This is a genomic window from Streptococcus sanguinis, from assembly GCF_019928825.1.
Lineage (GTDB): Bacteria > Bacillota > Bacilli > Lactobacillales > Streptococcaceae > Streptococcus > Streptococcus sanguinis_L.
This window is the reverse complement of record NZ_JAHZOP010000005.1, coordinates 112,114-138,391: the sequence shown is the minus strand read 5'-3', so window position 1 is coordinate 138,391 and position 26,278 is coordinate 112,114. Positions and strand designations below refer to the sequence as shown.

The window sequence follows — 26,278 nt, the reverse complement described above, 5'->3', positions numbered from 1 at the left end:
ATCAAGCTTTAGATTAAAGTTTAATCTCTACGTTCACACCACTTGGAAGATCCAATTTCATCAAAGCGTCAACTGTTTTTTGAGTTGGGTTGATGATGTCGATCAGGCGTTTGTGAGTACGCATTTCAAATTGTTCGCGAGAGTCTTTGTATTTGTGAGTCGCACGAATGATTGTGTAGAGGCTGCGCTCAGTTGGAAGTGGGATTGGACCCGCAACTTCAGCACCAGTACGAGTAGCAGTTTCTACGATTTTTGCAGCCGCTGTATCAAGTGTACGATGTTCGTAAGCTTTCAAACGGATGCGGATTTTTTTGTTTGCCATCTTTTTCTCCTTTTCGTCTATTTAAGATAATAGGCTAGCTCCACAAGAAAACCGACAGGCAATTGCGTGGCAATGCAACCGAGCGTGTCGCAACCTCTTGCATCAAAGCTACACGCTGTATTTTTACAGCACCATAGTATCTTAACACAAAGAACCAGTCATTGCAAGGGATTTGAGTAATTTTTTAAAGATTTTTAGGATAATTTTTTATGAAAGTGTTTTCTAAACAATTTATAAGTCTTGTAAATCATTATCTAGAAGAAAATTTAAACTTTTTCACCTATTTATTCGAGTTTGTATTCAGAAAATACAAAATCCCACTGACGCACATCAGTGAGATCAAAAATGAAAATTTACTCTTGGCTACTTTATTTTATAGTAAGGGGCTGTCCTTTTCGATGCGAAAATCCTTGCCCGACTGGCAGATTACAAGGTCTGCAGATGCCAGATAGGGTTGATAAAAGTGCCTATATTGCTCTCGTCGAGCTAGATGCGTCTGCTCTATCCACTCTGGCCTGCGCTCTCGCACAGCCACATCCCGAGCCAAGCGTCGTTCTAACTCAGTCTGATCATCCGTGTAAAAGCAAAGCGACAAATCAAACAAACTTTCAGACAAAAAGGCAGCCGACATGCCTTCTACTATTAAAATCGGCTTTCGGGCTGATAAACGCAAGCTAGGCGACCAAGCTGTGCCAATGGTCAGAATATCCAGACCAGACCGCAAGGCGCAAATATCTCGCTCCAGACTGCTTAGTTCATGAACAGCTAGGAGACAGGCTGTGACTTTTTGATGAGGAAAATCTTTGGAACTGAGCAATTCTCGATAAGTTCCAGAAATTACATAAGGATCTGTTGCTAGCAGATTAGCTCGTTCCTCACCCAAAGCTAGCTGGAGTTTTCGAGCAAAGGTTGACTTCCCCGAAGCACCATGACCGTAAATACGCAGGGTATGTTTTTGGTCGTCTGACAGATACGCTGTCAATCTTTTCAGCAATTTCTCTTCATCAGACATAGCTTCCCCTTTCAAATGGAGTTTCTTAGAAATTTCGGCTGGATTTATTGTAACCGTAGCGCTCAATAAAGTCTTCACGGAATTCCAGCAGATTGTCATCCATGATGGCTTGACGCACTTTCTTCATAAGGTTCACCAAGAAGTAGAGGTTGTGATAACTGGTCAGGCGGATCCCAAAGGTTTCGTCCGCTTTGAGCAAGTGGCGGATATAGGCCCGCGTGTAGTTGCTGCAAGTGTAGCAGTCACAGTCATGATCCAGCGGCGTAAAATCTTCCTCAAACTGAGCGTTTTTAACAACCAGACGTCCTTCGCTGGTCATACAGGTACCGTTTCGGGCAATCCGAGTCGGCAGGACGCAGTCAAACATATCCACACCACGGATAACACCATCAATCAAGCTATCTGGCGCCCCAACTCCCATGAGATAGCGAGGCTTGCTTTCAGGCAGCATAGGTGTTGTGAAGTCTAGCACTGCATTCATCTCTTCGTGAGACTCTCCGACAGCCAAGCCTCCAATCGAATAACCTGGGAAATCCATGCTGACCAAGTCTTGAGCAGACTGGCGGCGCAAATCTTCAAAACCCGCACCCTGAACAATCCCAAAGAGACCTTGATCCTGAGGACGGCGATGCGCCTTGAGGCCACGCTCTGCCCAACGGCTAGTCCGCTCAATGGACTTCTTGACATAATCATAAGGCTGGTAGAACTGCGGGCACTCATCAAAGGACATCATGATGTCGCTACCCAGATTGTTCTGGATAGAGATAGCCTTTTCTGGTGACAGAAACATCTTAGAACCATTGAGGTGATTCTTGAAGGTTACTCCTTCTTCTGTGATGTTGCGGCTGTCAGCTAAAGAATAGACCTGGAAACCGCCACTATCCGTCAGAATAGGCTGGTCCCAGTTCATGAACTTGTGCAGACCACCTGCACGGGCAATTAGCTCATCGCCTGGACGTAGCCAGAGATGATAGGTATTGGCCAAGATAATACCAGAACCCATTTGCTTGAGCTCTTCAGGGGACTGGGTCTTAACTGTCGCCTGAGTGCCAACCGGCATAAACATAGGCGTTGGGAAGGTCCCGTGAGGTGTGATAATCTCTCCCAAACGGGCACCTGTGTGCTTTTCTTTTTTGATCAAACGATACTGAATCGGTGATGTTGACATGTTTCCTCCTGCCGGGAAAAACAGTCCCAGCGATTTTTCTTCTATATAATAAGCAGCAAGGGCTCACAAGATACCGTATGATTTTACCAAAAAAACTTCTATCTGTCACGGGGTATGATATAATGTAACAGACAAATCCAAATGGAGGAATTATGAATCTAAGTAACATCAGAGCCCAGGCTCGTACCGTCCGCAGCCAAACGAGAGGGATTTTTCTTTTGTTTGCGGCCCCAACCCTTGTCAGCATCCTCAGCATCTTACTTTCCCTCAATGACAATCTAAGAGATTCCATTCCCAGCCTAACTTTTAGCCAGTCCATCTATCTTCTCATTAGTAAAAATCTTTTCCCGACGACCATTCAGTTTATCACATCTCTCCTGCTGCTTTCTGCCAGCTACACCATGATAAACGTCATCCGCAAGAAAAAGGATGAGGTCCCCTTTTCAGATATTGGGCATCTTTTTACGAGCAAGAACTTCACACCTGTTTTCAAAACCGTTTTGCTCAAGCAACTATTGCTTTTCCTTTGGAATCTTCCTATATTTTGCGGGAGTCTTCTGTCCGTCTTCAATGCTTATAAGATTCTCAATATTTCGGAAAAACTTCCTGCCCATACTGTGCTGACTGCTCAAAGCGAGGCAGGACAGCAGATTCTTCAATACACCCCTGGTATGTTACTGGGAAGCCTCTTGATATTGGTTGGTCTAGGCATCACCGTTCCTCAGTACTACGCATATTCTCAAGCAGAGCTGATCCTCTACGACCAGCTTGAGACTGACACCTACCAAGGAGCTTTCTCTGCTATCCGTCAAAGTCGGAAGCTCATGAAGGGCTACAAGGGGAAGCTGTTTATGCTAGATCTGAGCTTCATCGGCTGGAATTTACTGGCCAGAATGACTTACGGTGTACTGAATATTATGGTTCTCCCTTATACAGCGACTGCTTACATTCTCTTCTACGAAGAGTTGAAAAAAGAAAAAGCTATTCTAAACGAAAACACCCCACAAGCACGGGACTCCTTGTCCTAAGCTTATGAGTTGTTTTTTTATTTACTATTGTAGTCTGTCTTGTCAAGGGCAGAGCAGATTTTGTCAAAGGCTGCCTCTAGTGAATCCTCATCTGTGAAAAAGGATTCCTCTTCCCAGCCCAAGAAGTCTCTGTCTTTCCACCAGCGCTTCATGTCGGCTGGGGTAAATTCTTCTTGTTTAGCTCTGGTCTGATGGCGACGGACTGTTTCTTCAAAGGATAGGTCATAGTAGTAAGCAAAAACCTGCGGAGCGAAGATTTTTTTCAACCGTTCTAGCATCTGTCCATAAATGTCTGTCTCATAAAATCCTTCTACCAGAACCAGCAAATCATGTTCGTAACCGAAGTGTGCCAATGTCTCTGTCAGGTCAATAGACAAATTCCCTGGCTCAACCTTTTCCTTGAGCATGTCCCGTATAACCGTATCCTGCGATATCAGGAGAGTTCCTCGGCCGTAGTGAGTCTGCAGTTTCCCAGCGAGACTAGACTTGCCAGAGCCGGAATTTCCACGAATGATAACTAACTTGGCCATCTTATTCGCCTAGAATCAAGCGAGTATGCTCGCGTTTAATGCAGCGGTCCATGACAATGTCGTCCCGACTAGCTGTCCGCAAAATCTGCTCAGCCTCCTCACTCTCCAAGCCCAACTGAGCCCAGAAAATCTTGGCATCCGACTGCAGAAAATCAAGTGCCACATCCGGCAAAAACTCACTGCGGCGGTATACATCGACAATATCCACCGGAAAAGGAATGTCTTTAAGACTGGCATAAACAGTCTCACCAAAAATCTGACTGCCCGCTGCCCGCGGATTGACTGGAATAATACGATAGCCCCGTTCCTGCATCTCCTTGGACACACGGTTGCTGGTCGTTTCTTCGCGGTCAGACAGTCCAACAACAGCAATCACTTTGCTGTTTTTCAGATAATGCTTGACGATTGCATCACTGGGATTTTGAAAATGATAAGTCATAGGCTTCCTCCTCATTCATAATAAAGTTGGATAGTTTTGCGGTATTTGCGTCTTAACTGAATCCGGGCTAAAACCTTAGAAAATAGATAATCCGTTCTAGGAGCATGGCTCCTTCGTCCGGATTCCTAATTTTCAGTCGGTTTTGACGCTCTTTGTATCTTGTTTTATTTTGCCTCGTACCAAGTTTGGCCAGCATTTTCATCTGCTACTAGTGGAACGGCCAGCTCAATCGCGGCTTCCATGGTTTCTTTGACTAGCTGGCGGACGGCTGTTAGCTCGTCATTTGGCACTTCCAGCACGATTTCATCGTGAACCTGCAAGAGCATGCGAGACTTGAAATTCTTCTCTGTCAGAGCTCGATCCAGATTAATCATAGCGACTTTGAGAATGTCTGCGGCGGAGCCTTGGATCGGGCTGTTAATAGCAGTGCGCTCCGCAAAATTTCGGATGTTAAAGTTGCGGGAATTGATGTCTGGCAAGGAGCGACGGCGATGGTAAATGGTCTCTACATAGCCCTTATCACGCGCTTCGCGGACAATCGTTTCCATATAATTCTTGATGCCTGGGAAGCGCTCAAAATAGGTCTGGATATAGTCCTTGGCAGCCTTGCGGGAAATTCCCAAATTATTGGCCAGTCCGAAGTCAGAAATGCCATAGACTACTCCGAAGTTGACAGCCTTGGCATTACGGCGATCATTAGGTGTCACATCCTCTGCCTTTTCAATACCAAAGACCCGCATGGCTGTAGCCGTGTGAATATCTTCTCCATGCTGAAAGGCAGCAATCAAATGCTCGTCCTGAGAAATGTGGGCCAGCACCCGCAGCTCAATCTGGGAATAATCCGAGCTGAGAAGTACGCTATCTGCCCACTCTGGCACAAAGGCCTTGCGAATGAGGCGGCCCTGCTCCAAACGAACGGGGATATTCTGCAAGTTAGGGTCAACAGAGGACAGGCGGCCCGTCTGAGTCAAATCCTGAACATAGCGAGTGTGAATCTTACCGTCAGCCGCTATGGCCTCTTGCAATCCGATAATGTAAGTCGACTGAAGCTTGCTGATTTGACGGTATTCCAGAATCTTAGACACAATCGGTGCAATGGGAGCTAGGCGCTCCAGTACATCCACCGCTGTTGAGTAGCCTGTCTTGGTCTTTTTGGTGTACTCCAGCGGCAGCCCCATATCCTCAAAGAGAATGGTTCCCAGCTGTTTCGGCGAGTTAATATTGAACTCCTGACCAGCCAGATCATAAATCTCTTGGGTCAGACTTTCCAGCGTCTTTTCATTTTCCGCCTGCATGCCTTGTAGGGTTTCCCGCTCAACCTTAATCCCCGCAATCTCCATCTTGGCTAAGACAAAGGCCAATGGCTGCTCCATTTCAAGCAACAAATCCAGCTGGTTGTGAGAACGGAGCTGCTCTTGCATCGGTTCTTCTGTTTCCAGCATTACTTGGACCTTACGAGCTAGATGCTCAAAGAGCTGCTCTTGCTCCGGCAAAGCGCGCTTGGCTCCCTTGCCATAAACCTCGTCATCCGTCGGCAGAATTGTTTGGCCGTAGAGGCGAGCAATAGTCGCCAGCTCATTGTCCTCGACCGTCGAAAGCAGATACTTGGCTAGACGCGCATCAAAGGAGGCTGCTGGTAGTTCGATGCCATAATGACTGAGCAGTACCTTGGTCCGCTTGAGGTCGTAGGTTTTTAGAGCTGTTTTTGTCAGAAATTCCTGAAAGAGAGGCTGTTGCAGTAAATCGCTGGTGCCGACATAAATCTGACGGCTATCGCCCCAGGCAAGACCGACTATGTCTTCCTTGTGGTAGTTGTCACCCAAGATTTCAAAATAGAAGAATTGCTCTGGTGCCAGCATATCCTCTGTGACCTCAGTCACTTTGGTAAATTCAATTGGTTTGGCTTTTACCGGCTCTTGACCAGTTCCTAGCTGAGCCTTGAGTTGCTTGAAGCCCATCTCGTCATAGAACTTGCTCAGGGCCTCTATTTGCGGACCCTTATAAACCAAATCATCCAGCCCGATTTCAATCGGAGCCTGAGTATTGATAGTAGCTAGGGTTTTTGATAAGAAAGCCTTGTCCTTGTCATTGATCAGATTTTCCTTCATCTTGGAAGCCTTGAGCTGGTCAATATTTTCATAGAGATTTTCCAAAGAGCCGTACTCCAAGAGGAGCTTGAGACCAGTCTTCTCACCGATCTTGGTCACTCCGGGGATATTATCCGACTGATCGCCCATCAGCGCCTTGAGGTCAATGAACTGCTCTGGTGTGATGCCCATCTTTTCCATGAGGTAGGCTGGGGTAAATTCCTCAAACTCGGCCACGCCTTTCTTGGAAATCTCCACCACGGTATTATCATCCGTCAGCTGAATCAAGTCTTTATCGCCGCTGACAATGGTCACATCGTAAGGCACAGCTGTCTTTTCAGCCATCTTGTCCAAGGTCCCGATAATGTCATCCGCCTCATACTGAGCCAAGTCATAGAAGTGAATGCCTAGGTGCTTCAGCATTTCACGGATAAAAGGCAGCTGCTCACGAAATTCATCTGGTGTCTTGGCCCGACCAGCCTTGTAGTCGGCGTACATCTCGGTCCGGAAGGTCGTCTTGCCAGCATCAAAAGCTACTAGGACATGAGTCGGCTGCACGCGCTCCAAGAGATGATTGAGCATGAGGTGAAAGCCGTAAATAGCATTGGTATGCAGGCCCGATGGACTCTTGAAACGGTCGATTTGATTATAAAGCGCAAAAAAAGCGCGAAAAGCAACGGAAGAACCGTCGATTAATAATAACTTATTCTTTTTTTCCATAGATTTATTATATCACGAAAGGCGGACAAAGACAGAAAAGGCGGCGTGGAAAATAGGTAGAAAATGAATTGAGATTTAAATTTTGCTATAATCATCTTATGAACAACACCTACTATTTTATCCGTCATGCGCATTCTAACTATACACCTGATGAAATCAATCGACCATTATCAGACAAAGGGCTAGAATCCTTGGAAAAACTTGACTTTTTAGCAGACAAACCTATTACCGCCATTTATTCCAGCCCCTATCAAAGAGCCATCCAAACGGTTGAGCCTTTGGCTCAGAGTCTGAAACTCGCTATTCAAACCGACAAACGGCTAATAGAGCGAAAGCTAAGCAGTCAAGCGATTGCCGACCAAGATTTTGAAGAAGCCTTCATGCAACTTTGGTCACGGCCGACACTTTCACTTGCTGGTGGTGAGTCTAATCAACAAGCTCAACAGCGAGCCTTGACTTTCCTTCATGAACTGGAAAGCAAACATCAAAATGAGGAAATTATCCTCAGCTCCCACGGCAACCTGATTTGCATTTTACTAAGCGCATTTGACCTAAGTATCGATTATAACTTCTGGCATAATCTTTCCATGCCAGATGTGCTAGTTTTAGATAAAGACGCAATAATCACTCACCTCCTATAAATAGACCAATCTTGCTTGGTATCGTATCGCCTAGCAAGGCTCGGCTATATCTTATCGCTCTTCTATGGTATAATAATAAAAACTAGGAGGTAAAGCATGTTCCCAATAACCATTCCAACTCTTGTGACTGAGGAAGTCTATCAACGATTTGCATGATCTGTTTTCTTACGCGGGAAAAGATTTTTGCTAAATATTATCATTTTAATAGGAATCCTGTCTCTCTATCTAATCTTCCTACCTGACAACCTGAAGCGTTTTTCTTTCTTTACCATGCTATTTATATCTTTGGTGACATTCTCAGCAATGTATTTTGGCATGAATTATCAGATAAAGAGAGCCTATCAAAAAACTCCTTTCTGGAAGGATATGGAGCAAACCCTTATATTTGAGAAAGATAAATTTTCTGTGAAAAGCAAACGAGGAGAGTTTCTTTATAGCTATGATGACATCGTCAAAGTTTTTCATACTAAGGAAGATTTTTATATCATGTTGGGGCCAAATGTCGGCTTCCCTATTGAAAAAAAGAACTGTTCTCCCGAGGCTCTTGAGTTCTTGCTAGAACTTCACATTGAGCATATGTAAAAGAAAAAGCAGGCTAGACTGACAGTAAATCAGTTCTAGTCTGCTTTTTATCTTGTAAATAATTGCTTGATGTCCACCAACTTCTCTATCTTCTGATTGATTTCTGGTCGGTAGTCACAGAAGTTAATGCTCTGGATGCCACTGTTGACGGCGACATCCACATCCAGGGTCCGGTCACCGATATAGTAGGTTTCCTGCTTGTCCAGGCCATATTTCTCAAGCAGATAATCGATACCTTCTGGGTGGGGCTTGCGCTCAAAGCCGTTGGCTGTTGTGATGATTTCTGTGAAATAGTCATGAATACCCAAGTCTTGCAAAATTTGATGGGCATTGATTCCTTTATGGGTATAGACGCACTGGGCAATGCCCTGCTCTTCAGCCCAGGCTAGTATCTCCGCAGCTCCTTCCATCAGATGGACCTGAGCATTTTTCTCCTTTAGGCTTGCTCCACGGAAGACATTCATCTCGGCAGCGTCCAGACCTTTCTCAGACGCTACTTTTTCCAAGAGCTTCTGCACAGAGTGCTTTAGGATATAGCTGTGAATACTAGCCCTGTCGAAGTCCAGATCATAGTGAGCATAGGTTTCCTCAATCCCCGCCAAAATAGCATCGTAGGAGTCCAGCAAGGTGCCGTCCAAATCCCAAATAAACGCTTTTGTCATGTGATTTCCCTCATTTTTCTGTCAAATAAAACCTTTAAAAACAGCCAGCGGAAGCCATTGTCCAAGAGCATCCCAGTCCAGACTCCTGGCAGACCCAAGCCAAAGGTCACTCCCAGCAAGTAACCGGCAACGATGCGAATCAGCCACATACCAATAGTCGTGGCATAAAAGGGAAGTCTGGCATTCCCCAGCCCCTGCCAGATAGCTGTGTAAATCACGGTGCCCACCGCCATGGGAGTTCCCAGCAAGGAGAAAAGCATGACTGAAAGACTGGCTGTGATAGCGCCGCTATTATCCGTATAGAGCAAGGTCAGTGGCCGACCAAAAACGAAAATTCCTAGAGCCACGGGTAGCATGCAAGCAAAAGAGAGCCAGAAGGTCCGCTGACGAATCAGACCGACCTCTTGCATATCTCCCTCACCTACCGCATGGCCTACCAGCATGACTGTTGCTGTTGCGACCCCGAAGATTGGCATATAATTAAACTGCGTCAGAACTTCACCGATAGCATTCCCCGCTACTGCGTCCGTCCCAAAGACGACCACAATGGCGATAATAACTACATCACCAGCCCGCATCATGAGCCGCTCTCCAGCAGCCGGCAGAGACAGGCGCAAGAGCTCTCCGTCTAAGCCCCAGCTCCAGCGGGTTGTGGACAAATCCAGCTCCCGCCAGAGAATCAGCACACCGACCAAACGAGCCAACACCGTTCCCAGTGCTACACCGACAATACCAAGCCGAAAGACGAAAATTCCCAAACCGGAAAAGAGGGCATTGAGGACATTGGTCAGAAGACTGACATACATGGGGAATCTAGGATTGCGCGTGACCCGAACCAGAGCTCCAAAAGAAGTCATCAAGCTTAGCAGAACAATAGTCCCACCAACCAGAGCCAGATAAAGACCGCCTGCTTCAGCCACCGCCTTTTCTGTCCCTAGAAGATCCAGCATCTGCCTGCCAAAGAGCAGGGAAATTAGCCCCAATAAAAGGCTCAGAAGCAAGGTCAGCTTGATAGCCTCGGCTGTATGATAGGCCAAACGCTCCTTGTCTCCTTGAGCCAGAGTCTTGGAGATGAGACTGGAAATAGCAGCCCCCAGCGCGATAAAGATTGCCTGATAAATAGTAATAATGTTACCGGCTACCGAGACTCCAGAGATTGCAATCAGCCCAAGACTGGCCACCAGATAGCTGTCGACCATTCCCATGAGCATCTGCAAAAAATTCTCCGCCATAGCTGGCAAGGCGATATTCATGATTTTTTTATAAGTCGTCATTGTCTGAAGATCTCCTGCATTTGTATATCCTTTCTTACTTGAAATTTCCACTCTCCACCATAGAGAATAGAAAGCGGTGGGACTATTGTCCTACCGCATATGAATCTCCTATCACAAAAGCTCGTTTTAAGAACAAACTCCCACACTATACTACTTCGCATTCCCAAGCTTAATGAATATCTTCACTCCTCCACAAACAGTCCCAAGATATGGACATTATCTGCGACGGAAACGAAGGCAGCTGGATCTGTATGCTTCATGATTTGCTTGAATTCATTAAACTCAGCTCGGGTGATAACCGTCACCAGAACAGCTTTTTTCTCATGATTATAAGTTCTCTCAGCGCCATGGATTACTGTCGCCCCACGATGCAGCTTGTTGTGAATCTTATCAATCACCCTGTCCGGATGACTGGTGATAATCATGGCTTGCATGCGCTTCTGCTTGGTGAAGACAGCATCCGTCACCCGGCTTGATACAAAAATAGTAATCATGGAGTACAGCGCATATTCCCAGCCAAAGGTCAAACCCGCAATCAGCATAATAATCCCATTAACAATCAGGGAAATATTCCCGACATTTCGGCCTGTTTTTTTCCGAACAGTCAGACTGACAATATCAGTCCCACCACTGGAAATGCTGGACTTAAGGGCAAAGCCAATCCCCGTGCCCATGACCACACCGCCGAAAAGGGCGTTGATAATAGGATTATCAGTCAAGGTTACTTCCGGCACAAACTGGATAAAAAGTGAGCTCATCGTAACCGTGATAAAGGTGAAAATGGTAAACTTATGCCCAATCTGGTACCAGGCCAGAATCATCAGCGGAATATTGATGGCGTAAAAAGTCACAGAAACCGGAATGGTAAAACCAAAGAAACGAGTACTGAGGGCAGTAATGACCTGCGCTAGACCAGTCGCCCCGCTGGAATAAACATGCCCCGGCTGAAAGAAGAAATTAACTGCAACAGCCGACAAAAAGCCATAGACAAGTGAGGCGGAAATCTTCTCATCGTACTTCTCACGCGAGATACTCTTTAAAGACCGCAAAATCTTAAAATTATAAGCAAACCTGCGGACATAATAGCGAAAGAGTTTGTAAAAATTAGTCTTTTTCATGTGCTTCCACTTGTAAACTCAATTCCTCTAGTTGAGCGACCGATACTGGACTAGGTGCCTGTGTCATTGGATCAGAAGCCTTATTATTTTTCGGAAAGGCAATGACTTCGCGGATATTTTCTTCACCAGCCAAGAGCATCACAAAGCGGTCCAAGCCCAAAGCCAAGCCGCCATGCGGTGGAAAACCATAGTCCATAGCCTCCAAAAGGAAGCCAAACTGCTCAGCAGCTTCTTGAGCTGAGAAGCCAAGCGCCTTGAACATCCGCTCCTGCAAGTCTTTCTGGTTGATACGAAGACTGCCGCCACCTAACTCATAACCATTGAGGACGATATCATAAGCCACAGCCCTTACCTTGCTCAGATCGCCTCCCAACTCTTGCTCAGAATCTTTCTGAGGTAAGGTAAAAGGATGGTGGGCACTCATGTAGCGGCCCTCTTCTTCTGACCATTCAAACATAGGCCAATCTACTACCCAAAGGTAGTTAAATGTATCAGGGTCAATCAAGTCCAGCTCTTTGCCCAAACGAACACGAAGAGCTCCCAAAGCAGCATTTGCCACTTCCAAAGTATCAGCCACAAAGAGAACTAGGTCATTATTTTCAAGCTGTAAAGCATCTGTCAACGGACTTGTCAAGCCTGTCAAGAACTTAGCAATTGGACCAGCTAGTTCACCATCAGCTACTTTCACCCAAGCAAGACCTTTAGCACCATGCTGTTTCGCTTGCTCTGTAAGCTTATCAATATCCTTGCGAGAGTATTTATCTGCAGCATTTTTCACCACGATTGCCTTGACAGCTGGAGCTTCTGAAAAGACCTTGAAGTCAACTCCCTTGACAAGATCTGTCAAGTCCTGCAACAACATTTCAAAACGAGTATCAGGCTTATCAACCCCATAAAGAGCCATAGCATCATCATACTTCATACGCGGGAAAGGCAGAGACACCTCAATACCCTTGGTCTCTTTCATAACACGAGCAATCAAGCCTTCTGTAATGTCCTGAATCTCCTGTTCAGACAAGAAAGAAGTTTCTAAGTCCACCTGAGTAAACTCTGGCTGACGATCACCGCGCAAGTCCTCGTCTCGGAAGCATTTAACAATCTGGTAATAACGGTCGAAACCAGCATTCATCAAGAGCTGCTTGGTAATTTGCGGACTCTGTGGCAGAGCGTAAAAATGCCCCTGATGAACCCGGCTAGGTACCAAGTAATCACGCGCTCCTTCTGGCGTTGACTTAGATAGGAAAGGCGTTTCCACATCAAGGAACTCCAATTCATCTAGATAATTGCGGATAGAATGAGTCACCTTGGCACGGAGCTTGAAGTTCTCCAGCATCTCTGGCCGTCGCAAGTCCAGATAACGGTAGCGCAAACGTGTATCATCATTCACTTCGATGCCGTCTTTGATTTCAAAAGGCGTCGTCTTGGCTGTATTTAAGACAGTCAAGCTTTCCACATGCAGCTCCACGCTTCCTGTCGCCAGCTTGTCATTGGCCTGCTCACGCGCAGCCACCTTACCTGTCACCTCTAGCACATACTCACTGCGCAGGCTTTCTGCGGTCGCCATGACCTCTGCAGCCACTGTCTCAGGATTGATGACCAGCTGCATAATGCCTTCACGGTCACGCAAATCAATGAAAATCAGACCGCCCAAATCTCGACGGCGGGCTACCCAACCCTTCAAAGTGACTTCCTGACCAACATGCTCCTTGCGAACACGCCCAGCATACATAGAACGTTTCATCTTTACTCTCCAAATTTTTAATTCTGTTACTATTTTACCACAAAGCGCCTAAGAAAGCCCTTCTGTCCGTTCTTTTTCTGAAAAATATTAAAGCTTCGCATGACTAATACTGACATTTATGACAAAAGGCCTGAGGCGAAGACCCCAGACCTACTGTCAGCTCTATAGATTATTCCTTTTTCTTGCTATCCTCATAGAGACTAGGCGCAAACGCTTTTGTCACCATGGCCGTCAAGAATCGAAACCCTCCCGCTGCCAAACCAAAAATCGGCGCCAAAGAACGGAAGAAAAAATCCCCCCGCATAAATAAACAAAGCAGACCAGTAATCACAAAGATAGCCAAGCCCTGCACCACAACCACTAATAATATTTTCTTCATCATTCCCTCGACTTTCTATAGACTATTATAGCATAAGCTGCGAGGGATGGATATGAGGTGAAAAATTTTGTTTTCTTAGTTCATAGATTCGAACTTTATCCTCATAAGTTAATTTCATTTAAAAACACCCCCAAAGTTAGATTTTTTCTGTCTAACTTTGGGGGTGCGGTTCAAAATTCACTCTCTTTAGATTAATCAGGCAATTCTACCTTCAAACTCATATCTGTGGGTTGCAATACTTTCTGAACAGCAGCGAGAAAGGCCAAACCGTTGTCAGATGGAGAATACTGGAATGTGATATGGATGACTTTTTTGTCAAACTTATCACCATATCGTTCCACATACTGCTTGCTTTCGAGGAAGTAGATATAGTTATTGAGTTTTTCTTGAAGTTTCAAGAGATGCTCCTCTTCTAATGACTCTATCCATTTGTTTTCATCAATCAACAACAACTCTAGATGGTCATCAGAGACACCTATAGCATCTATACTTGTAACATCTAGTTCAATTTTCTCAACTGTTTTAATCGGTTCTACCACTTTAGGTGGATTGTAGTATTTTTCCTTGAATTCCTTAAGGATCTTCTCTACCTTTTTTTCATCACACTGTCTATATAATGGACTACGGTCTAATACATTACATAGTCTTTCATAGGTATAAGTACGTTTCTGCTCATCTGATAATTTTGAAATACTTTCTATAATATTTCTTACTAATTCATCTGTTTCAATAACAAAGGGAAGATTGGAATATTCAGTTAAAAACCAATTTTGAATAGAAATATAATCAGTCACCTTATCTAATTTGACTAGGTCAATCGATAAGCTAAAATCTTTCAAGATTTCAAAAGTTCTTCTCACTATATCCTTATCACCTTCTACATACAGAGGGTACAAGCAATATTCCATTAATACGTTAATATCTGTGCTGTCCACTTCATAAGAATCCCGTTGTCGAAAACAATACTTCGCTTCCGTTCCTAGAAAAGCTTCTGCTTCTTTTCCTTCCCTCATCACTTCTAGATAATGTTTGACAAAGTGTTTATAATTTTCTTTATTTTTGAGTTTGTATGTCTTCATTTAGTTACTCCATTGATTTATTCTAAAAATCCCTTCAACAGAAACAATTTCATTAGTCCCAGGCTTATAGACCTGCGGATTTTTGATTTCATAATAACCTTGACGTTTAATGGCGGATAGAAAATCATCGTAAGAATGCCCCCTTGTATCAATCGTTGGCATAAGCAGTTCGCTCTCAGACATATGAATGTTAGAACCCGCCCACGTTTTGGCCCCTGGGATATTTAAGGATGAAGAACCTGGCGTATCACCATTTGGAAATCTGATTAGATCCTGATTATTCATATTTCTAACGAGTTCAGGTGTATACTCATATTGATACATACCGGTAGAGTATGTATCATCACCAACTCCTTTGACTGTCGCAATATCAGGACCTGATTTCAGAACCCCATCCTCATCATATAAAAGCACAGAGTCTTCCATAGTACTTGTTGTAAAATTTCCTTGCCCTATTCCATTATCAGTCCTTCCAATAGAAGAACCTTTTTCGCTAAAAGCAAAATTTTTAACACTATTTCCATTCACAATAGAAGAGGCTCCACCTTCTAAATAGGGCTGCTTAATAGCTTCTTTGTATACATCTGGATAATCGTACTGTCTAGCTTCATACATCTTGTAAAAGGTTTCTTTGTTGGGGACTGCCCCTTCTTTAACAGCACGTTCCGCATACATATCAAAAGTATCCTTGAAGGATGCCTGCTTCTCTGCTGTATTCCAATCTATTTCTCTACTTGCAAGTTCATCGAATTTTGCGAATGTCGCCTTTTTGATTTCTGGTGACACATGCTCAATTGAAATATCCGATGTTTTTTGAGAAATAATCTCAATTCGAGTTCCTGGTTCAATTTTAGTGCCACCCGTAAAGCGACCTTTTCCTTCACCTACGATTGTACCGCCATATTTCGATAGATTATCCAGAATATCTTGACGTTTAATGGATAAACCATCTTTTGCAGTTGTATAATCTTGGATACGAATTTTACCAGTTTCATCTATACCGACCGCTTTTAATTGGATACGTTGAATTTCGCCTGCTGCATTACGAGTCTCAACAGTTATCTTAGTCTCGACATCATTTAGATTTGTCTTGAACTCATCAATCTTTTTAGTTGAAAACTCTTTATAGTTAGCAAAATTTGGTTCAGATATGTTATTTTTAACCTTCGGTACATCCACATCACTTGGCTTGACTCCGCCAATAGCCTTAGTTGCACTGTCGCCTGATACTTGCTTAACCTTCGGTACATCCACACTGACTGTTGGATGGGGTTTCAGTTTGGCCAGGGTCGTATCAGCTGGGCTAGCTTTCAGATGCAGGTCTGGTCTACTACTCAAACGTACATTAGCTGGGTCCAGCTTGGGTATTTGCTTGCTTTGAAGTGGGACATCCAGATGAGATGCTTTAGCACCTGGTAAGTCCACATCCAAGTCTGGCGTGCCTCCACGACTGAACTTCCCACCAAAGTAATTACTAGCCTTGCCTACTCCAAAGCTAGCGACTTGCCCAATCACTAAATTCTGAATTGCTGAGCTCGGATCCTGATCAGTCGCGGCTGCATAGAAAACCTTTGAGACATCATTGGCATCGTCCGCATACTTTCCTAATGTTGCCAAATTCTTCAATAAGTTTGGACCCGATGTGCCAAACTTCGTCAGATAAGCTAGTGAGCCCATGGATGCCAAAGTCGTAGCTGCATCTATCCCAGCCCAAACTCGATCCTCAGTTGAAAGACGATCGCCTGTTATCATAGTCTGACCTGTCCACGCGGAGTATGCATTATCCGCAAATAGATAGGCACCACTTGCATAAGTTAGTGTCAAAGATGCTCCAGAAGTAAAGGGAGCAAAGATAACACCTCCCGCTGCTGCTAAAAAAGCTAAAGCCTTTAAGCCAATATCAACTTTCTGCAAAGTATCCTTATTTTCTTCTTGAAAGCGACTAGCTTTCAACCCCTGATAATCAGGTATTTGGCTTGGGAAATACGCCTCAACAATATCTTCTGCACTTTTCCCTTCTAAATTCTTTATTTCTTTATCAGTCAGCTTATCTTTTTGAGCTAGATAGGCTTTTGCTGCCTGTAAGCGAGTCTCATAAACATCCTTTGCCGCCTCAATAGGACTAGCCTTCCCATCTAAAAGTTCGTGTAATTTGTACGGTTGGGGATCATTATAAGCTCTCTGTTCAAAACCATTTGGGCCTGCCTCTTGCTTATATTTAATCGTATCTTTTTTTGTATATTTACTCTCGTAAGGTTTTTTATCTCCATTGACATTGTTTAGACTCTTAAATGCATCATCCATTCCTCGGGTGAACTTATTGTCAATATTTTGCATGATGTCTGAGTGGACTTTCTTCGCGCTATTTAACATATTATAAATGCGCTGAATCGATTTGTCGAAGATACTACTATCTTTTTTTACACCTAAGGCGGCTTCCCCCTTCTGGGTATATAGGTCTTCAACACCTTCAGACTTTACAGTATTCCCAGCAGCTTCGATATTATCCATGATATCACTCATTGAGCTAAAATAATTATATGCTGGATCTGGTGCTTCTGTGGAAAAGTCTGGTTGATTAGAGTAGTACTTTGTCATTTCTGTGCTCCTCCCTCAAGACTCTTTCTATATTCTTGGTAATTACGCTTAATCTGGTCAATAGATCCTTTTGGATCCCGTTTAATAGCTTCCTTGTCTTCTGCTTTTGCAGTTGGATCGTTCAAGACTAGATTGGCAATTGAGGTTGCTAATACTTTGTCCATATCAATCATCGTATCATAAGTATTTTTTGAATGTCGGTAGAGTACTTCACAAATGGTTTCAAACTCTTGTGCTTTTAGGTGATAACGGGATAAACCACCATTACTATCACCCTTTCCTATAAAATCGTGAAAGGCGCCTTCAGACGAAAGGTTGGGAAGATTTGATCTAACACTTTGAATTTTTGTAACAATTTGTCCAGCCATATTGACCATATTTAAACTATGATAAATAAGTTGTTCTTGATCTGACAGAACTAATTTAATATCTACTGGCATATTACAGACTCACTTTCAATTTTTTTATAATTTGCTCTTTCAGTTGATCACTGTCAATTGACCGCCGGATTTGCCTATAGAAATCATATTCATAAAGATGGTTATCGTTTTTTAAATAGATGATATCCTGTGTGTCTTTTGACAATTCGTTAACTCGAATTCGAATAGCTTCATCATTTCCGTGATGAAGCACCAAGCTCATGAAAGCTTCTTCTTCCCATTGAGAGTGGATATAATCTTTCACGGTGTCATCAATATTTTGTAAAACGTTATGACTTTCCATCAAAAATGCTAGAAAAACTGCACATCCCGCACGATCAATTTGAAATTGATTTTCACCAATTTCTATAATGATAACTGCCATTCTCTTGAACTGATCAACCCCTGGAGCATAGAAAAACCGTTGATCAACTTGACAGTGATAAGATGCTTTATGATACTCTTTCAAATAAGCTCCATACATCGCGCATTCCTCTGTTGGCTGATTGTCAACTATAAGCCCAAGCTCCTTTAAATCTTCAAAGCCCTTCTCCAAAACCCATAAAAGATTTTCTTTTCGGGTTCCTGTCCATTCAGCTGGAGCCGGAAGCGGAAGAAATATTAAATCATCCGAATAATCATTAAATAAATGTAACGTATATAAAGCTTCTAACGTAAATATCATGCGTTATCAATCTCCTTTATTACATGAGAACTAGATATAGAACCAAGCAATTTTTTAAGACCTGATACAGCTGTTTGAAGTTCTTTTATACTCTTTCCATAATCAGTCCGATATAATTTAACAAACCTTTTCAAGTCCAAGTATTGATTTTTACTTTCACCTTTCCATTCTGTCTCATTTGCTTCAAGGCCAGATAGTTCGGCATCAATATCTGAAAGAAGACTTTTGATTTCATTTAATTCACTTATTACAGTTTCTATCTGACTATCATCATATGTAACCACATTACTAGTATAGCTATTATCAATAGCATTTATATTTGTATCCATAAGCTTCTCCTCTTACCACTAAAGTTGTTCCCAAATTAGTTTTCCTTTATTATAAGCAGCTTTGTTACGGCTGATAGATTTTTCTAAATCTGCGATTTTCTCTCCTAATGTCACATATAAGTCTTTGAAAGATGAGTTGGCATCTTTCACAAAATCAAGATACTCTTTTACAGTTTTTTTATCCGACTCCAATTTAGACTTTAGATTAGATAGATAATGATATCCTTCATTCCCATCAATCTTAGAAATAGCTTTTTCAGATAATTCTATATAATACTGATAGACACTAAGATCAATATCCGTATCTAATCCATGATTTTGAATCGAATCTCGTACTCTCTTATACTTATCTTGCTTAGCTTTATCACTATCGATCTGAGCTTTCAAACTAGCATCACTCATTTATTTCTGTCTCCTTCTAGTTTCCCGATTGTTCACCTGATTGTTTCTCTTTCAAGTCTTGCATGGATTTATCTATAACCTTTTTCACGACTTCATCATCTGTACCATATATGTGAGGATATGAACTACCAGTATCGCTGTTAGATTGGTTCGTCTGTTCTTCTTCTGTTCCAGTTGATGATTGCTCTGTTGAAGAAGAGTCTGAACTAGAAGATTCAGAGGAAGTAGTTGAGGTAGTTGGCGTCGATGAGTCAAAATTTATTTTAGGCCTATCATTGAATTCTCTCACGTTAATATCTTGTTGCTGAACTGGCCTATAAAACATAGCAAAGGTCAAAAGCAAAATGAACGTTGCACCAATGCCAGCCAGTGTTCTTTGGGTTGCTTCTTTACTAAGAAGCTTCACTCCTTTTGGACTCAATTCTTTCCAATCTGGATGCTCCTCTTCAATAGATTTTTTTTGTTTCAAAAAAGGAACAATAAGAAATTGATTTATAGATCCTAAAGTCACTATTGAGGCTGAGAAGAACGGTACGTATCTGGAAGAACTGAATAGAAGCATACAATAAAGAATAGAAGATAGAATAAAAAGACAAAATATCAAAAAAAGTCTGATTCTATACTCTTTTTTTATTTGCAAATACTGTTCCTTAGACATCTTAATCACTTCCTCGTTTCTTTGGTTATTTTGTAATTTTTAGTTTTACTTGCACGTTCTGATAGTGGAAGTAAATTTGATCATCTAACAGTGGCTCCTCTCGTCCCATAGATGAGCGAGTAAAGATACTTTGATCACTCATTTTCATAGCTATGAGAGCTGTGTCTAAATGAGCTTTCATGTATTTAGTTATGTCTGTATAACTGGCAAGATATGTTTTGTGGGTAACAAAGATGAAATGAAGTCCTACTCTCTGTCCTTCCTCTATTAGGAGAGCAAGCTCATTAGGTTCAATGTTACTTTGCGAAACAAACTGTGAGACATCCGTTATAACAACAAAATGTTCAAAAGTACTACGTTGTTTTCTAGCCATAAGAACCCTTTCCTTCAAGGACTCAAGTGTCGAACGGCAATCCATATCATAGCCTATATAATTACCTACATTATCTGAAAACTGACTGTGTTCCGCAATTGAATCAAAAATGGTAATCATCTCTTTGTTAAACATATGAAGCAATATTCTTATCATATGGTTTGTTACAGCAGTCATAGCAGTATCTTTATCAGATAACACGAGCAGATGTTTAAATTTACTAAACGGCAGACTAACCGTCTGAACTTCTTCAAATTCCACACCAATTGGTAGCTCGTGATTCTCAATGGCTTCCTTAGTGGTCGGTAGATTCATAAATTCATCAATCGTCAGCTCCTCTGGTACCATCGGAATGGCACTTGGTCGCTGTCCGGTCCATGCTTCTTGGAGAGAAGCGACTTCTTGACGCAGGTTGTTAAGGACTTGCGCATCATTGGCACCCGCTACTGGCAGAGCCAGCTGGATAACATCGACCTCGTCACGCTTCATGAGCGCTCGGCCCTTGATGTCTTCCATCGTTTTCGCTAGTGGGGTAGAGCCCACGATAGAGCGGACTTCTCCTACATCATTCTGTGGCAGACTCAGCTGGTGCTTGAAGTTGGCGTAGAACTGCGCCCGAAGGTTGGACTGACGGCCCGCTGTCACCAGGAGGTGAACACCGATACTGAGACCTTCACGAGAGATCCGCACCAAAAGTTTGAAGAGCTCCGCTTCATAGGCTTCTTCCTTCATGGACTCATAGCTGTCCAGTAGGATGACAATCGCCGGCTCTTGCTGACCGCTAGCCTGACGGTAGAGCTCCAAGGTACCAACACCGTAGTCCGACAAGAGTTTCTTACGCCGGTTGAGCTCCCGCTCCATGATACGGACAAACTTGGCAATCTTCTCCGTCTGATCCAAAAGCAGGGTATCGGCTACCTGTGGTAATTGACCCAGTGGTGCCAGACCATTGGTCCCGAAGTCCATTAGGTAGAGCGTGACATCTTTGGGACTGAACTTGCGAGCCAAGTCCATGGCAGCACTCTGCAGGAAGGTTGTCTTCCCCGTACCAGGACTTCCGTAGAGCAGGATATGCCCATCCTTGGACAGGTTGACAGAGACCGGCTCTTGCTTCTGTGCCTGTGGGATATCCGCCATTCCGAGAAGGACAGAGACAGGCTTCTTTTGCTCCCAGGCTTCCTGCGGCTGGATAGGTTCCAACTCCTGCAGGGTCATCCGCTCTTTGAGCGGCGGCAGCCATGGCTGCGGTACCGGTGGGATTTGCTGGCTCTCTGTCAGTAATTGGATCTGGCTGACAATAGCCTCCAGCTCTGTCGGTACTTCCTTGATGTCTTCTGCTAGGTCAAGACCTGACAGGTCTTGATTGAGCACTTCGTATTGGCCTAAGTCGTTGATCAGGTAGATGGTATGGTCTTCAATACCCATCTCATCCTTATCCGGCTGGTAGTCTGCCCCTGACCAGGCCGACTGAAAGAGTTCATAGACTTCATTATTGCCGACCTGCAGATAGGCCCGGCCAGTCTGGGTAATCTCTGCCGCATCTGGCGTCTTAAGCATTTCCATCGAGTCCGTCCGGTCTGCCACCTTGAGTGCTAGCTTAAAGCGGGAGTTGGACCAGATTTGGTCATCCACCACTCCAGAAGGCTTCTGAGTAGCCAGGATCAAGTGGACCCCGAGGGAACGTCCGACCCGAGCGATGGATACCAGCTCCTTGATAAAGTCAGGCTGATTGACCTTGAGCTCTGCGAACTCATCCGAGATGAGGAAGAGATGGGGCAGGGGTTCAGTTGCTTCCCCGTTCTTAAATTTCTTTTGATATTGGTTGATATGATTGACTTCAAACTCTCTGAAGAGCCGCTCCCGACGGTGAATCTCCGCATTGATGGAAGCCAACGCCCGCATGGATTGGGCACCGTCCAAGTTGGTAATGGTTCCCAAGAGATGGGGCAGGTTCTTGAAGAGATTGGCCATTCCCCCACCCTTGTAGTCGATGAGCAGAAAAGCCACATCGTGCGGGTGGAAGTTGACGGCCAGACTCAGGATATAGGACTGGATAGTCTCTGACTTACCTGATCCGGTTGTCCCGGCAATCAGCCCGTGCGGTCCGTGAGCCTTTTCGTGCAGGTTGAGGTAGACCAGGTCTTCCTTGCCCCGCAGGCCGATAGGCACTGCCAAGCTCTTATACGGCGCATTCTGTTGCCACTTTTGCAAGACTTGCAGGTCCGAGAAGGTCTCTGCCCCATACATCTCCATAAAGGTCACAGTATCAGGGATCGAGCTTTTGAGATTCTGCAGGTGATTGAGCGGCGCCAAGGTCCGAGCGATTCGCTCCTTGTCATAGCCTTCTGGGAAATGATCCAAGCGGAAATCAATTTCTCTGAGGATTCCCTCTTCCATGACTAACTGACCAGTGTTGCGGTCCTTGATATTGACAACCGTCTTGATATTCTCAGACAGCGAGCTCATCACATCCTGCACGAAAATTAGTGAGCAGCCCAGGTCTGTCGGATCCTCTGTGAAGAACTCCATGATGATATGGTCGAGAATCAGCTTTTCATCTGTGACCAATACCACATAGTGAGGACTGTAGAGTGTCGTCTCCTGCCGGGTCGCTTCTTCCTTCTGAGCCTTGCGCAGTTTCAGGATTTGGTTGAGGCTGTTTAGAACCTGATCGTGCGTCCGTTGGTTATAGACAAAGCCACGGACATTCAGCTCTTGTAGAGTCGCATGCGGCAGCCAGCGCAGCCAATCCCATTGGTCGCGCTCCTCCTCTGGCATGATGGTAATCACCTGCACATCGTGGTAGGAGTGAAAGACCGCTAACTGCATGACTAAGAGCTGGAGCTGTTCTAGGACCAGATTGCGCGGACCGATATAGCCGACCGGCCCATGGCTGAGATTAGCGACAATAGGAAGGTCGGGAATTTTCTTATGCCGAGTGTAGAGAGCATAGCCCTCCTCTTCCAGCGCATCTTTCTTTCCACTCCGCTCCTCTTGACCGTAGGTCAGCTTATAAGAGGTTGGCACCTGTCCAAGCCCCAAGCGATAGTAAAGAAAGTCAAAGTGAAGCGGTGTCTTCTCGTAGATGCGATGGCTGTAGTCTGTCACCAGACCCGTTAATTCGTTAATGTTTGGAAAATGGTAAAGCATGCCATCACGCTGCTCACGTTCCAGCTTGTTCAGCTCAATAGCCTTGTCTTTTAAATAGAGGTGATAAAGATCTATGCGCTCCTTCTTATCTTCCTTGAACTTCTTGCGGTTTTTGAAGAAACCGCGCACCGAAAAGATAGCACTGGCGATTGACATAGTAACTGTAACGAGGATATAAATCCCCCGCGGCTGAACCAGTGTAATCAACACCGTCACCCCAACCATGAGAAGTGGCGGCACAATCAGTCTCAAGAGCTCATCATTAGGCTTTTGAGGCTCCTTGCTTGGCGGAGCAATCTGGATTTTGTCCTCTGAGCTCCGATAGATAATTCGCGGTGAGCGGTGATAGTCTGGATAGTCTGGATAAAAACCATGACGAGAAGCGCCCCGCAAGGTCAGGTTAGAACTGACCTTAGCCGGACCCGTCACCCAGATTTCTTCTGGATGGACCTTGAGACAAATACCTTCCAAGCTTAGCTCGTCGCCAGCTTCCAGCTGGATTTGATCTCCCGTCCACTCAACGTGATTGAGGTAGACTTGACCTCGCATCTTGGTCAAAAGCCAAGAATCATTTGTTCGCTTCAAGAGCAACTCCAAAGGCGCTTCCAGACTGATGGCTGCGCCCTTCTGGTCGCTAATGAGTAACTCTTTTCTGTCCAGCAGGTCATAAACAGCCGGTTCTGAATCAGATTGATACAAGGTCAGATTACCCAAGGTTAGACCGTCAGTTACAACACCCGTTTCTTCCCCCATCTGATAAAAGACTTTCCCTTCAGCTAGCTGAAGCTGGATAGGAGTCTCCTGATGAGGCAGGTAAAGCTGAGCCTTCTCACTCGCTGCTAGGAGAACTTTCTTGTCCTCTGTCAGCTGCAGCTCATAGCGCAGATGGCCTGTATAGATGATGATTGTCTTTCCCATACTTACTCCTTCGCGCTACTGCTAGATGACGCTTCACTGCTGGAGGAAGAACTTGCTCCTGAAGAACCTTCCTCGCCAGAAGCTCTTGAGCTAGAATCACCAGTCAAAAGCTCCTTGCGGCTATCCCAGTATTTCTTATACTCGCCTTCCAAGGACTCAAGCTTAGTCTCCCGATCCTTACCAGACAAACTATCGTCCTCACGCACCTTTTTCATCTCCTGCGTCAAGGCATAGATGATTAGATCTGAGTCATTAATCCGTTTGGCTGTGTCTAAAGCATCTTCAAAATCATTACGTCCAACTTGAATCCAGTAATTGAGATACAAATCATCTGATTTTAGCGTGACATTGTTCAGGATGACCTTACGCTGATCATCGGAAAATTCCAAGCCCTGGATATAAGAGTAGGCTAGTTCATATTTCTGTGTATTCGGCAGACTCTTAGGAGAGATTCCTTCCAGCTCATCGATGACTTTACTGTAGTCCACTTTAATGAAGGCAGTATCCGCCTGTAACAGCTTTTCCTTGAAAGGATTCTGTATGAAAATCAAATAAATCAAAGGAATGGTCAAAATCACAACAGCTGCTGTCAGCCAGATGGTCGCCAGTTTGAAAATCTTATGCTGCCGCTTGGAGACCAATGTCTGCTTCTCTGCTTCTTCTGCAGCCTTTTCCTGATAGGATTTCTCCAAAACTGCAACCGCATCTTCCAGACTGTCAGCCTCACGCAGCTCCACTAGGAAATCTGGCAGAGTTTCTAGCTCTAGCGAACCCTTGTAAAGCTCCATAAAGTCCAGATCTGCAAAAAGCGTCACTGCAAAGCACTTAGCCTGACGCAAAAAGTCCTCCCGAGAAATAGACTGAGGTGTCATGATGCCTGGAACGCCGCGGTAAGCAATCTTAGCCTGCGCATCCTTGGTAATAAAGAGATTGCTAGGATGCAACAAAAAAGTAACTGGCAATTCCAGTGCCGCTTCCAGAGCAAAAACATTGAGAGCCAGACGAATCCGCTCAGAAATCGTGCGCTTTTCAATCTCTTCCTTGGACAGCCCCAAAGGCTCAATCTGATAGGTGAAATAGACACTATCATGATCAGCCTTAGTCTCCTGCTCCAAGAAAAGCGGATGGTGCAGGTCCAAAAGCAAGAGCTCCCGCAAATCCTGCGTTGCCACATCCGAACGCTTTAGCGTTAGGCTCCAATTCTTGTCATTTTTTTCATAGATAAACTCTTGTTCAGCAAATACAAATTTTTCCTCAGTCACCTTAAATCTCCTCAATCTCTACTAAATCTCCTGTTGTGACTGGATAATCAGCCAAAACCTTGCCCTCATCCAGTATCAGCCCCTTGTTAATAATCCGCAGCTGATACTTATGACGCTTTCCTTCGATATTGAAAATCTGATCAATCTCCCGAATGAAACGACGGACCTCAATCCGCTTAGGAATGCGAATATCCACATCCTTATCCCGCAAACGAAGGGTGATATTGATATGTCCTTCCATTTTATACTTCTCCCTTACTGATACGATAGCTGACAAAGACAGTCATACTGACCAAGAGTATGGCTGCTACAAAGTAGACTACTCCTGGCAGAAAATCATCCCAGCTGCTTTCATCATCACTTTTCAAACTCGTCTGCAACTTGGACAATTTTTCCATTCCCGGCTGAAAAAGCTCCTTGGAATGGTAAATATCCGTCGGCCCCTGTATAGCAGAAAACAGTTGTCCCGCTTCTGTGGCCAACTGTTTATTTTGATACTGCTTCATTTCCTGAATTTTTTCCTGATTTTCAGCAACGAAAAGAGACTTGGTGCCTTCCGATTGTGCACCAAAGTTCAGTTCTTGCTCTTTTTCAATCCGCGAATTATCTATCTGCAGACGATTATCCTTCAGCTCATCTGCGGCAACAGCCATCACCGCAAACGAACCTAGGAGTAGGAATAAAAACAGAATTCTTTTCATA

Annotated in this window: 24 protein-coding genes and 1 pseudogene; 3 read left to right on the top strand and 22 right to left on the bottom strand. The window is 44.3% G+C overall.

Annotation, left to right across the window (positions count from 1 at the left end; genetic code table 11):
* Positions 1 to 13 precede the first annotated feature (13 nt).
* The 3 genes from rpsJ to tgt all read right to left on the bottom strand — a co-directional run bounded on the left by rpsJ (position 14) and on the right by tgt (position 2,502).
* Complete coding sequence (gene rpsJ / locus K1J09_RS10655; protein ID WP_002894478.1) at positions 14 to 322, bottom strand: 30S ribosomal protein S10; 309 nt, start codon at positions 320 to 322, stop codon at positions 14 to 16.
* Between the two features lie 373 nt (positions 323 to 695).
* Entirely contained in the window at positions 696 to 1,334 is a 639-nt protein-coding gene (locus K1J09_RS10650; RefSeq protein WP_223323878.1) for a uridine kinase family protein, read from the bottom strand.
* A 25-nt stretch (positions 1,335 to 1,359) separates the two neighbouring features.
* Positions 1,360 to 2,502: a tRNA guanosine(34) transglycosylase Tgt gene (tgt, locus tag K1J09_RS10645; protein WP_223323879.1), complete on the bottom strand. Its 1,143-nt coding sequence runs from the start codon at positions 2,500 to 2,502 to the stop codon at positions 1,360 to 1,362.
* A gap of 152 nt (positions 2,503 to 2,654) precedes the next feature.
* On the opposite strand from tgt, the gene K1J09_RS10640 reads away from it, so the two are divergent.
* Positions 2,655 to 3,530, top strand: a complete 876-nt coding sequence (locus K1J09_RS10640; protein ID WP_223323880.1) for a DUF975 family protein — start codon at positions 2,655 to 2,657, stop codon at positions 3,528 to 3,530.
* A gap of 17 nt (positions 3,531 to 3,547) precedes the next feature.
* Here K1J09_RS10640 and K1J09_RS10635 read toward each other — a convergent pair whose 3' ends face one another.
* The 3 genes from K1J09_RS10635 to polA form a co-directional block, all read right to left on the bottom strand.
* Positions 3,548 to 4,060, bottom strand: coding sequence for a kinase (locus tag K1J09_RS10635; RefSeq protein WP_223323881.1), 513 nt, complete (start codon positions 4,058 to 4,060; stop codon positions 3,548 to 3,550).
* A 1-nt stretch (position 4,061) separates the two neighbouring features.
* Positions 4,062 to 4,499 (bottom strand): CoA-binding protein, encoded by a 438-nt coding sequence (locus K1J09_RS10630; protein ID WP_223323882.1) that lies wholly within the window; start codon positions 4,497 to 4,499, stop codon positions 4,062 to 4,064.
* Between the two features lie 164 nt (positions 4,500 to 4,663).
* Positions 4,664 to 7,306 carry a DNA polymerase I gene (gene polA / locus K1J09_RS10625; RefSeq protein WP_223323883.1) on the bottom strand — a complete coding sequence of 881 codons (2,643 nt, stop codon included), beginning with the start codon at positions 7,304 to 7,306 and terminating at the stop codon, positions 4,664 to 4,666.
* Between the two features lie 98 nt (positions 7,307 to 7,404).
* Between polA and K1J09_RS10620 the strand changes: the two genes are divergently transcribed.
* Positions 7,405 to 7,947, top strand: a complete 543-nt coding sequence (locus K1J09_RS10620; RefSeq protein WP_223323940.1) for a histidine phosphatase family protein — start codon at positions 7,405 to 7,407, stop codon at positions 7,945 to 7,947.
* 96 nt (positions 7,948 to 8,043) lie between these two features.
* Positions 8,044 to 8,529, top strand: a pseudogene (locus K1J09_RS10615) (YcxB family protein).
* Positions 8,530 to 8,576: 47 nt separating this feature from the next.
* On the opposite strand, the gene K1J09_RS10610 reads toward K1J09_RS10615, so the two are convergent.
* From K1J09_RS10610 to essA, 16 genes are all read right to left on the bottom strand, one after another.
* Complete coding sequence (locus K1J09_RS10610) at positions 8,577 to 9,191, bottom strand: HAD-IA family hydrolase (RefSeq protein WP_072073226.1); 615 nt, start codon at positions 9,189 to 9,191, stop codon at positions 8,577 to 8,579.
* Complete coding sequence (locus K1J09_RS10605) at positions 9,188 to 10,465, bottom strand: MATE family efflux transporter (protein ID WP_223323885.1); 1,278 nt, start codon at positions 10,463 to 10,465, stop codon at positions 9,188 to 9,190. The genes K1J09_RS10610 and K1J09_RS10605 overlap by 4 nt, the downstream gene beginning before the upstream one ends.
* 182 nt (positions 10,466 to 10,647) lie before the next feature.
* The gene (locus tag K1J09_RS10600; protein WP_223323886.1) at positions 10,648 to 11,583 is read right to left on the bottom strand and encodes a YitT family protein; all 936 of its coding nucleotides are present in this window, start codon (positions 11,581 to 11,583) and stop codon (positions 10,648 to 10,650) included.
* The gene (gene aspS, locus K1J09_RS10595; protein ID WP_223323887.1) at positions 11,570 to 13,324 is read right to left on the bottom strand and encodes an aspartate--tRNA ligase; all 1,755 of its coding nucleotides are present in this window, start codon (positions 13,322 to 13,324) and stop codon (positions 11,570 to 11,572) included. The genes K1J09_RS10600 and aspS overlap by 14 nt, the downstream gene beginning before the upstream one ends.
* Before the next feature lie 169 nt (positions 13,325 to 13,493).
* The gene (locus tag K1J09_RS10590) at positions 13,494 to 13,706 is read right to left on the bottom strand and encodes a hypothetical protein (RefSeq protein WP_223323888.1); all 213 of its coding nucleotides are present in this window, start codon (positions 13,704 to 13,706) and stop codon (positions 13,494 to 13,496) included.
* 188 nt (positions 13,707 to 13,894) lie between these two features.
* Complete coding sequence (gene ifs, locus K1J09_RS10585) at positions 13,895 to 14,782, bottom strand: NAD glycohydrolase inhibitor (protein WP_223323889.1); 888 nt, start codon at positions 14,780 to 14,782, stop codon at positions 13,895 to 13,897.
* On the bottom strand, positions 14,783 to 17,380 hold the full coding sequence (locus K1J09_RS10580; RefSeq protein ID WP_223323890.1) for a hypothetical protein: 2,598 nt from the start codon (positions 17,378 to 17,380) through the stop codon (positions 14,783 to 14,785).
* The gene (locus K1J09_RS10575; RefSeq protein ID WP_002894132.1) at positions 17,377 to 17,820 is read right to left on the bottom strand and encodes a hypothetical protein; all 444 of its coding nucleotides are present in this window, start codon (positions 17,818 to 17,820) and stop codon (positions 17,377 to 17,379) included. Before K1J09_RS10575 ends, K1J09_RS10580 begins: the two co-directional genes overlap by 4 nt.
* A 1-nt stretch (position 17,821) precedes the next feature.
* Complete coding sequence (locus K1J09_RS10570) at positions 17,822 to 18,484, bottom strand: hypothetical protein (RefSeq protein WP_002894133.1); 663 nt, start codon at positions 18,482 to 18,484, stop codon at positions 17,822 to 17,824.
* Positions 18,481 to 18,813, bottom strand: coding sequence for a hypothetical protein (locus K1J09_RS10565; protein WP_002894134.1), 333 nt, complete (start codon positions 18,811 to 18,813; stop codon positions 18,481 to 18,483). Before K1J09_RS10565 ends, K1J09_RS10570 begins: the two co-directional genes overlap by 4 nt.
* Positions 18,814 to 18,831: 18 nt before the next feature.
* The gene (locus K1J09_RS10560) at positions 18,832 to 19,215 is read right to left on the bottom strand and encodes a hypothetical protein (RefSeq protein WP_002894135.1); all 384 of its coding nucleotides are present in this window, start codon (positions 19,213 to 19,215) and stop codon (positions 18,832 to 18,834) included.
* A 16-nt stretch (positions 19,216 to 19,231) separates the two neighbouring features.
* Positions 19,232 to 19,873, bottom strand: coding sequence for a hypothetical protein (locus tag K1J09_RS10555; protein ID WP_002894136.1), 642 nt, complete (start codon positions 19,871 to 19,873; stop codon positions 19,232 to 19,234).
* A 25-nt stretch (positions 19,874 to 19,898) separates the two neighbouring features.
* Entirely contained in the window at positions 19,899 to 24,314 is a 4,416-nt protein-coding gene (gene essC / locus K1J09_RS10550) for a type VII secretion protein EssC (RefSeq protein ID WP_223323891.1), read from the bottom strand.
* Positions 24,315 to 24,316: 2 nt separating this feature from the next.
* The gene (gene essB / locus K1J09_RS10545; protein WP_268699485.1) at positions 24,317 to 25,576 is read right to left on the bottom strand and encodes a type VII secretion protein EssB; all 1,260 of its coding nucleotides are present in this window, start codon (positions 25,574 to 25,576) and stop codon (positions 24,317 to 24,319) included.
* A 1-nt stretch (position 25,577) separates the two neighbouring features.
* Positions 25,578 to 25,817: an EsaB/YukD family protein gene (locus tag K1J09_RS10540; RefSeq protein ID WP_002894139.1), complete on the bottom strand. Its 240-nt coding sequence runs from the start codon at positions 25,815 to 25,817 to the stop codon at positions 25,578 to 25,580.
* A gap of 1 nt (position 25,818) precedes the next feature.
* The gene (gene essA / locus K1J09_RS10535) at positions 25,819 to 26,277 is read right to left on the bottom strand and encodes a type VII secretion protein EssA (RefSeq protein WP_223323893.1); all 459 of its coding nucleotides are present in this window, start codon (positions 26,275 to 26,277) and stop codon (positions 25,819 to 25,821) included.
* Position 26,278 lies beyond the last annotated feature (1 nt).